At 36.4% G+C, this 7,666-nt stretch carries 11 protein-coding genes and 1 pseudogene; 6 read left to right on the top strand and 6 right to left on the bottom strand.

All coding sequences use genetic code 11. The features are described 5' to 3' along the window. Together BFU02S_RS17050 and BFU02S_RS13495 are read left to right on the top strand one after the other, a co-directional pair. The coding region (locus tag BFU02S_RS17050) for a hypothetical protein (protein WP_169797607.1) at positions 1-249 on the top strand (249 nt) is incomplete at its 5' end. 29 nt (positions 250-278) lie between these two features. Continuing rightward, positions 279-815, top strand: coding sequence for a hypothetical protein (locus BFU02S_RS13495; protein ID WP_066371620.1), 537 nt, complete (start codon positions 279-281; stop codon positions 813-815). Between the two features lie 167 nt (positions 816-982). Here BFU02S_RS13495 and BFU02S_RS16855 read toward each other — a convergent pair whose 3' ends face one another. The 3 genes from BFU02S_RS16855 to BFU02S_RS13490 all read right to left on the bottom strand — a co-directional run bounded on the left by BFU02S_RS16855 (position 983) and on the right by BFU02S_RS13490 (position 2,129). Further along, positions 983-1,138 (bottom strand): hypothetical protein, encoded by a 156-nt coding sequence (locus BFU02S_RS16855; RefSeq protein ID WP_157075942.1) that lies wholly within the window; start codon positions 1,136-1,138, stop codon positions 983-985. A gap of 72 nt (positions 1,139-1,210) precedes the next feature. Further along, positions 1,211-1,381 (bottom strand): hypothetical protein, encoded by a 171-nt coding sequence (locus tag BFU02S_RS16850; protein WP_157075941.1) that lies wholly within the window; start codon positions 1,379-1,381, stop codon positions 1,211-1,213. Next, a complete protein-coding gene (locus BFU02S_RS13490; RefSeq protein WP_066371619.1) occupies positions 1,362-2,129 on the bottom strand; it encodes a type II toxin-antitoxin system SpoIISA family toxin in 768 nt (255 codons plus the stop codon). The genes BFU02S_RS16850 and BFU02S_RS13490 overlap by 20 nt, the downstream gene beginning before the upstream one ends. A 361-nt stretch (positions 2,130-2,490) precedes the next feature. Between BFU02S_RS13490 and BFU02S_RS13485 the strand changes: the two genes are divergently transcribed. Both BFU02S_RS13485 and BFU02S_RS17740 read left to right on the top strand, forming a co-directional pair. Further along, positions 2,491-2,883: an NUDIX hydrolase gene (locus BFU02S_RS13485; RefSeq protein ID WP_066371617.1), complete on the top strand. Its 393-nt coding sequence runs from the start codon at positions 2,491-2,493 to the stop codon at positions 2,881-2,883. A gap of 102 nt (positions 2,884-2,985) precedes the next feature. Next, positions 2,986-3,057, top strand: a pseudogene (locus BFU02S_RS17740) (hypothetical protein); the annotation flags it as partial. Between the two features lie 401 nt (positions 3,058-3,458). Here BFU02S_RS17740 and BFU02S_RS17735 read toward each other — a convergent pair. Further along, positions 3,459-3,686 (bottom strand): DUF2812 domain-containing protein, encoded by a 228-nt coding sequence (locus BFU02S_RS17735; protein WP_169797606.1) that lies wholly within the window; start codon positions 3,684-3,686, stop codon positions 3,459-3,461. 539 nt (positions 3,687-4,225) lie between these two features. Between BFU02S_RS17735 and BFU02S_RS13480 the strand changes: the two genes are divergently transcribed. Beyond that, on the top strand, positions 4,226-5,179 hold the full coding sequence (locus BFU02S_RS13480; RefSeq protein ID WP_066371612.1) for a tRNA dihydrouridine synthase: 954 nt from the start codon (positions 4,226-4,228) through the stop codon (positions 5,177-5,179). A gap of 82 nt (positions 5,180-5,261) precedes the next feature. Here the strand turns inward: BFU02S_RS13480 and BFU02S_RS13475 are convergent, their stop codons facing one another. After that, entirely contained in the window at positions 5,262-5,804 is a 543-nt protein-coding gene (locus BFU02S_RS13475; protein WP_066371608.1) for a DUF2062 domain-containing protein, read from the bottom strand. 177 nt (positions 5,805-5,981) lie between these two features. Beyond that, complete coding sequence (locus BFU02S_RS16840) at positions 5,982-6,122, bottom strand: hypothetical protein (RefSeq protein WP_157075940.1); 141 nt, start codon at positions 6,120-6,122, stop codon at positions 5,982-5,984. Positions 6,123-7,398: 1,276 nt separating this feature from the next. Here BFU02S_RS16840 and BFU02S_RS13470 point away from each other — a divergent pair. Next, positions 7,399-7,666, top strand: a 268-nt coding sequence (locus BFU02S_RS13470) for a GNAT family N-acetyltransferase (RefSeq protein WP_501193345.1), incomplete at its 3' end; no start/stop codon positions are given.

Below are 7,666 nucleotides of genomic sequence, written 5' to 3'. Positions count from 1 at the left end.
GATGGATTCTTAGAAGGGGTAGTAGATGAATTAAAAGCTCACTACTTAGTAATTCATGCTAATAATCAAATTGTCATGAATGATGTGATGATTTTTCAAACTCATACGAGAGATGTTAGGGAAAAGATGGATCAGGTAGATACTGCAATTGGCAATGCCATGAAAAATGGTTCGGGAACAGTGGCTAATCCGAATACGAAGGATGTACACCTACCTTCAAAGCAGTTTGCAAACCTTCTAACTATTTGAAATCGGGAATGGATATTCGAAGGCTTCAATTGGAACATAATTATAACCGATTTGCTTCGAGTACAAGTGCTAAACTTGAACCTATTATATTCCACTTGCAGACGGCCGCAGACCAAGTGCTGGATTTATTGTATGAAGCACAAATGATTCTGGGGATGATCAAATTAGAAGTGAATATGATTAGAATTCCTTTCGTTTCATTTGATAACCGACTAATGGCGGATGTTGCCCATATTGATTCCTATTTGCATTCGGCAATTGAAACAATGGAAAATTTAAAAAACCTGATCAAACGATTAGGGGATGAATTTCCTCACATTCTGCAAGCATTTAAGCCCTACATAGAAATAGCCATATTTAATGGTACTCAGTACGAAGCAGTAATCCTATATAATAAAGCTGCATTAGGTATTCTGAATAAAATGAAACTGGAATTTCAGGATATTGCCTATCAGTTATCTGAAAATCAATCAAAGGCAATTACACAGCTTGGATATCATGCAAAGCGTGTGGAACAAAATATGTCTATATTAATCGAGCAAGTAACCAGAGGAACGATCATATAAAAAATAGATGGGTTTGTTCAATTCGTGCATACATCATAAGTATATTAGAAATCCAGTCTATTCCATTTGTATATAATATAATTCACACTCGGATTAATACGACTTTAGTCGTCGACATTTATGTCAAAATCCACCTGCTTTGAGCAGGTGGTAGTTAAAGAAATTTATTAGTTACCAGAAAACCATTTTTTCCAGCCCCAAATTCCTAACCTTGCTTTCTGCAGCTCTCTGACGATGAGTTCGTTTTGTTCTTTTCGTTTTCTGGAGTGGTTCGATAAGCCTGGATTTGCTAATTTTAAATTAGCTCTTTTATATTGTTTCATGTATCTCACCCTATAGAATAAGGTATGTGATAACATGGAACACTATTCATAAAAAAAGAAAAAGAAGTGCCTTTATCTGACACCTCTTTTAAAAGATCTATCTAAATATTTAGCCCATGTTGATTTAATCAGGGCTTCATTCTTTTCTTTTAATAAACGGCTGCTATTGCTCAATCCCACATCTGCTAGAGGGATATTCGCTTTCCTTCTTGGCTTATCCTTTTTAGGAGCTGCTACTGCCATCTTCATCACCGCCTTGGTTAATACGATCCTTTACAGTTAAGGAATAAACCACAAGTAATATATTGATTACTTGGGCATCTACATCTGTTACTTTGTTATTCCCTTGCGTCGTTACTTTTGCAACATAGTCTTTTCCAATGATAACCAATGGATGTAACATCAAATTGTCTTTGGAATCATAGAAGGTTCTTCTTAGCTTCAATAGGCGGCTGACCTTTTTCTTAGGGGTATCCTCTAAGACGGCCTCTTGTTCTTCATTCGTTTGAAAAGGTAACAAATCGACAACTAGAGACTCACTTGCCGCATACATATTTAGAAGGTCTTCAAAATCTTGAATATATTCTTCCTCAGTATCATTATACTCTGGAAAAGCGTATGAGTTCAAGACCGTTGACATGTTCTCCATTTTTCTCTTTGTTTCATCCAAAGATTCTTGAGTCTCGCTAACGGCTTGCTCCGTTTGCAATTCATTACCGCCTAACTTACTGAAATATAGGTTCAAAAACACCATAGAATCCACGATAATAAAAGCAACGAAGAGTACCAGATAATTTTTCCAATCGATAAACAAAGAGTTTGGATGTTTGGAAATGTAGACCAAACAACCCATAACTAAAATAAGGTACCATGCCTTTCGGGTCGTTCTGTTGTGTTTTTCCACAAGCAACGGTTTTTTCCATGAAAGATAAGTGTAAGCCACCAACAAGGCAAATACTACCCATGTGGCATAAATGAAAAAGATCTTCAACCAATGTCCCCCTATGTAGTAACTCTCTTTTCCTTATCTTTGCAGCTTTTTCTCTTTATTTTTAATCAATATACCATAATCGTATCTGCTCATCTATAATTTTTGAATTTTTCAGTAATTAAACAGGTAGTTTAAAAACGGTAAGAATAAACTCAGGAACTTCCAAGCTTATGGTTTTATTTTAGAGGGGATTTTGCAAAAAAGGATTATCCACCATTGCCCCTGCTGAATTAACTATAATATAAACAGAAATAAAGAAATTGAAGTGGCAATAAGTAAGAAAATGTAACTTGGATAAGCAAATCATAAAAGAAAGATTAGATTCAATAGTTGTTATTTTGGGAAATGGAAGAGTTTTTGAATGTCAAATACAAATAAAATGGTTGTTGTCGTGAAAGGCTTGATATTAAATGAAGGCAAAGTTTTAATGGTTAAAAGAAGTCATGATGATGAAATTGGCGGTGGAACTTGGGAATGCCCTGGAGGAAAAATCAAATTCGGTGAGGACTTAGAAGCTGCATTAGTTAGAGAAGTAAAGGAAGAAGTCGGATTAAATGTAACTGTTGAGAAAATTTTATATGCAACCACATTTAAAACCAACCCCGCAAGACAAGTGGTCACTTTAACATATCTATGCAGCGCCAAAAATAACAATGTAGTTCTTTCAGAAGAACATAGTGATTACCTTTGGGCAGCGAAAGATCAATTGAAATCATTAAGAAATAATGTTTTTTCATTGTTAATATCAGAATGAAAAAAGGAAGAGTAACATAAAGTGGGGAACATTTCTACGAATGAAATAGGAAGATAATTAAAGAAATCTTTTTATCTTTATGATGAAGATGGATGTTGTGGCTACATCTGGCATGTATTTAGTTATGAGGATAAGAAGTATTATAAGCAGATGTTGCGTTCGATAGAGAGCTGAAAAAATGTTTTTATCAGCATTTTGATAATCGCAAAAGGCGGGACAAAGCGGGAGAAAACACCTGAACTCATGACCGAAGAACCAGCTTTGTACAAAAAAGCAGTTTGTTTTGGAGTGCTATATCCCACTTGCTTACTCCAAAACAGAACTATTTTTTAAGCGATGTATTTTTCCACTGCTATTCTTGAATTTGCTTTTCTTTTTTTAGAAGATTAATTTTTTTTATTTGAAGGTACGGCTAAAAATAAGAAGGTTAACTTATAAAGGACACAACGGATACATAAATATTAAAAGCAAGATTTCTAATTTATACCATATAGATTCCCCCAATCAAATTATATAGCCCAGCAAGGAAATTAAGCCCAATGATTACCAAGAAAACATAATTCTTTTGTAATGGCTTAATTTGGATTCAGGATCAGAGTATATAGTGAATTCACCCTCAGAAGCTTTTTTCTAAAATAGACCCAACGGTGATAGGTTGCTACAAGCTCAGCCCCCATTTCCTCCATAAAGCTTATATAATCCTTACTGTCCGGATGCTTAAGGGGGTGCTTCAGTAATTCAAGTCTGTAAATGTAGTCACCCTTTGGAGATTTTTTTAGAAGTATTCTAGGTATGAAAGTCAATATCGTGAACTAACCTTTTTGTAAGACAAGGTTCGGACAGCCATGATCATGACACCATGAATGGTGTCCAAAGTTGCATCATGTTCGGACAACTATGGCCATGAAAGCATGAACAGTGTCTGAAATCGCCCTATGTTCGGACAGCGAAAACTACGGAAACAAAAGTGGTGTCCGAAGTAGTCTTAGGTTTGGACATCCATGGCCATGAAAAGATGAATGGTGTCCAAAGTTGCATCATGTTCGGACAACTATATGGCCATGAAAGCATGAACAGTGTCTGAAGTCGCCCTATGTTCGGACAGCAAAAGCCACGGAAACAAAAGTGGTGTTCAAAGTAGTCTTAGATTTGGACATCCATGGCCATGAAAATATCTTATATGCTGGATTACCTTATCTTACCCCGATTTTCTTTACGATCTTAATTTGTTAATATAGAAGTGCATAATGCCTAAATAAGTGTAGAAGAAGCAGGAAAATCCTTGCTTTTATTTTTAAGGGACAGGGCTTGTCCAGGTGTCCCATATGAGAGGGTTTAAATTATGAAAGATAATTTTTGGCGTGAATTACCGAGGCCGTTTTTTGTACTGGCACCAATGGAAGATGTGACGGATGTTGTTTTCCGCCATGTAGTGAGTAAAGCAGCCAGACCTGATGTGTTTTTTACAGAGTTTACAAACACGGAAAGTTTCTGTCACCCAGAGGGGAACCATAGTGTGCGTGGCCGTTTGACTTTTACAGAAGATGAACAACCAATTGTGGCACATATTTGGGGGGATAAGCCCGAATATTTTCGGCAAATGAGTATTGGTGTGGCGAAACTTGGGTTCAGGGGTGTTGATATCAATATGGGCTGTCCTGTACCTAATGTAGCACAGCATGGAAAGGGAAGTGGCCTTATTCTTCGTCCGGAAGTTGCAGCAGATTTAATACAAGCAGCAAAAGCAGGAGGATTGCCCGTAAGTGTAAAGACTAGGCTTGGTTATAAGGATATTGACGAGTGGCACGACTGGCTTACACACTTATTGAAACAAGATATTGTTAACCTGTCCATTCATCTCCGTACAAGAGAGGAAATGAGCAAAGTAGCTGCTCATTGGGAGCTGATTCCGGAGATTAAGAAACTTCGTGACCAAGTGGCACCAGATACACTCTTGACGATCAATGGGGATATCCCTGACCGTCAAACTGGTTTGAAGCTCGCTCATCAATATGGTGTTGATGGGGTGATGATTGGGCGTGGGATTTTCAATAATCCATTTGCTTTTGAAAAAGAGCCGAAAGAGCATAGCAGTAAGGAATTACTTGATCTCTTACGATTCCATCTGGATCTCCATGATCAATATGCAGAATTAGGACTTCGTCCGTTCAAAGCTCTTCATCGCTTTTTTAAGATATATGTCAAAGGATTTCGAGGGGCGAGTGAATTGAGAAATCAGTTGATGAGCACAGAGTCAACAGATGAAGTGCGTGCACTGCTCGATAACTTCGAATGAAAGATGTTAATGAGCAAAAATCATTCAAATTGCAAAAGAACCAGCCCTATACGTATGAATGTACAAGGCTGGTTCTTTAAAATCACCATACAAATTTAGCCTGTCGTTTTTTTAAACGTCTGTTTTTAGCATTGACATAAAGAATGTTCACGACAAAGTAAGAAATAATTCCGAGTATGCTGCCTAATATCACCATCCCAATTAATACGTGAATGCTTCCATAGAGGATATTCACGATTCCATGAAAATCGCCATGCAATAAGTCGGTAAAAGTAAAATGTCTTGTCTGGTGTCCTAATATGATCTTCTTTGGATAGATAAATCTCCCAATTTTTAGGGCGAAAGGCAATAATATAACAGGGAGAAGGGAAACTTTTCCGATTACATTTCCAATGATGGCAACAGGAAGGGAAGCTTTGAATAGTCGAACAATTGGGATTAACAAAATATAGATAAGGCCGGCGGTTGAAATAACCAGCATTTCCAAGCCAAACCCAATAGCAAAACCGAGAGCCACTTTATTAGCCCCTTCAGGTGAACGAAGGAGTTTCATGTAATTTAATTTAAGCATTCTAGCGATTTTTTGAAAAATATTTTTTTTATGAATCTTTTTCAGCAATTTTATTCCCCTCCAGTCTTGATCTATTCTAGTTTAAATTTAGCACAGCTTTATTAAATAAAAATAAACTCTATATTAAATTATGAAACTAACAAATATTTCACATGGTCAAAACTATAAAAAAACGCACCCTTTCTGGGTACGCGTAACAAACTTATTTGCATCTTTTCTATTAAGCGTTCATCAACTTTGTTTGTTTCTGAACTTATGTTGCTCCTTCTTTAGGGCTTCAATTTCTTGTTCTATTTTTTCTAATTTTTCCATTATCGGAACAAATGCTTCTTGGAGCATTTTTCTTAGGCGATCGCTTTTTTCAGTATCCAATTTAGTTCACTCCTTCTTCTTTGTGCCTCCGCTTTTCATTATAAGGAATCTCTTTATGTGATTTAGTGAGCAAAATCACACAAAAAGAATGATTTCACTTTTTATGACAAAACTGTGACAGTTAAAACGAAAGAGGAAAGGAGCGAAATGGATTTGAAATGCTAAATTGTTCCAATAGTTAAGAGGAAATAATTTCAAAGCTGCCTTTATAACTGTTTTCTTAGATTTTCAATTTCATTTTTACCTAGGTCAGTTAATTTAACGATCAATTCAACCGCTATTCCCTCTTTTAACATTTTACAATCGATTTTCCTTTATGTTTTTCATTCTCTTTCTTGAATACCTTTCTGAATACCCTCTTTTTTTCCTCTTTCAATCCAAGAGTTTGGGAGTTTAGTTGCTTAATTTCTTCCATTAGCTTGTTCTTCTTACTTTTAGTTAGTGATAAATACGTTTCAAAGAACCAACAATTAGTTCCATTTTGGCTGGATTTATTTCCATTCTCGCCAACATACGCAAAAATTCCTTTTTTACCAGAACTCTTTCCTTTTCGGTATAACCCATTTTACTTAATAAAGCAGCGGCAACTGGATTATTGATATGGATATCGCGTCTCCAATTCAGTTTCCTGAGATCAACTATTAGGAGATAAAAGGATAAAAAACAAAAAATGGAAATAAAATGTTATATTTGTTCTGTTCATGACGATATTTATCATAGCTGAAAACGGCGAACGGCAAAATTGATTTACGATACTTATTCAAGGTCGATGAAGCCTAAACAAAGGCCGATCATGAAGGAAACTATCCTTCATCAGGTCGATGAATCCCAAAACCAGGGTAGGTCACAAAGAAAACTGTTCTTCATCAGATCAATGAAGCCCAAACAAAGGCCGATCATGAAGGAAACTGTCCATCATCAGGTCGATGAATTCCAAAACGAAGGTCAGTCACGAAGGAAAATGTCCATCATCAGGTCGATGAATTCCAAAACCAGGGTAGGTCACAGAGAAAACTGTTCTTCATCAGATCAATGAAGTCCAAAACGAGGGTCGAAGAGAACCGATTTTCATCCACTCGATGAAGCCCAAAACCAAATGGGGCAACAACTAAACTGGTCTTCATAAAGAGAATAAAGCCAAAATCAAAAAGTTAACCATCCAAAAAGACTGGTCTTCTTTAAAAACAGGTAATGCTTTTCTTTAAGAAATGTATATTATAATGAGTTGCAAAGATTTTATTGATTCTAGCCATGGTCTATGAAAGGAGTGACATCTATGACTATAATGATTCGTAAAGCAACAATTGACGACTGTCCTGGTCTTGCAAAAGTACATGTCGATAGTTGGCGTACCACTTACGATCAGATTGTTTCCGAAGATTATCTAGACGATCTTTCCTATATAAAAAGCGAGGAGCGTTGGGTGGAGAGATTTAAGAATGCACATGAAAATTACATCATGTATGTTGCCTTGAATGAGACTGGCAAAATTATCAGGTTTGCTAACGGCGGTCCGACTCGCTCTAGTGATCTTGACTATGTAA

It is taken from the genome of Neobacillus fumarioli NBRC 102428 (assembly GCF_001591485.1).
GTDB classification, from domain to species: Bacteria; Bacillota; Bacilli; order Bacillales; family Cytobacillaceae; genus Neobacillus; species Neobacillus fumarioli.
The sequence above is the reverse complement of the archived record's forward strand: the minus strand, read 5'-3'. Positions and strand labels throughout refer to the sequence as shown.

Excerpts from the sequence above, each read along its gene's own strand:
- BFU02S_RS16855 (WP_157075942.1), bottom strand. The coding sequence starts at position 1,138 with ATGAAACAATATAAAAGAGCTAATTTAAAATTAGCAAATCCAGGCTTA.
- BFU02S_RS13485 (WP_066371617.1), top strand. The coding sequence starts at position 2,491 with ATGTCAAATACAAATAAAATGGTTGTTGTCGTGAAAGGCTTGATATTA.
- BFU02S_RS16850 (WP_157075941.1), bottom strand. The coding sequence starts at position 1,381 with ATGGCAGTAGCAGCTCCTAAAAAGGATAAGCCAAGAAGGAAAGCGAAT.
- BFU02S_RS13480 (WP_066371612.1), top strand. The coding sequence starts at position 4,226 with ATGAAAGATAATTTTTGGCGTGAATTACCGAGGCCGTTTTTTGTACTG.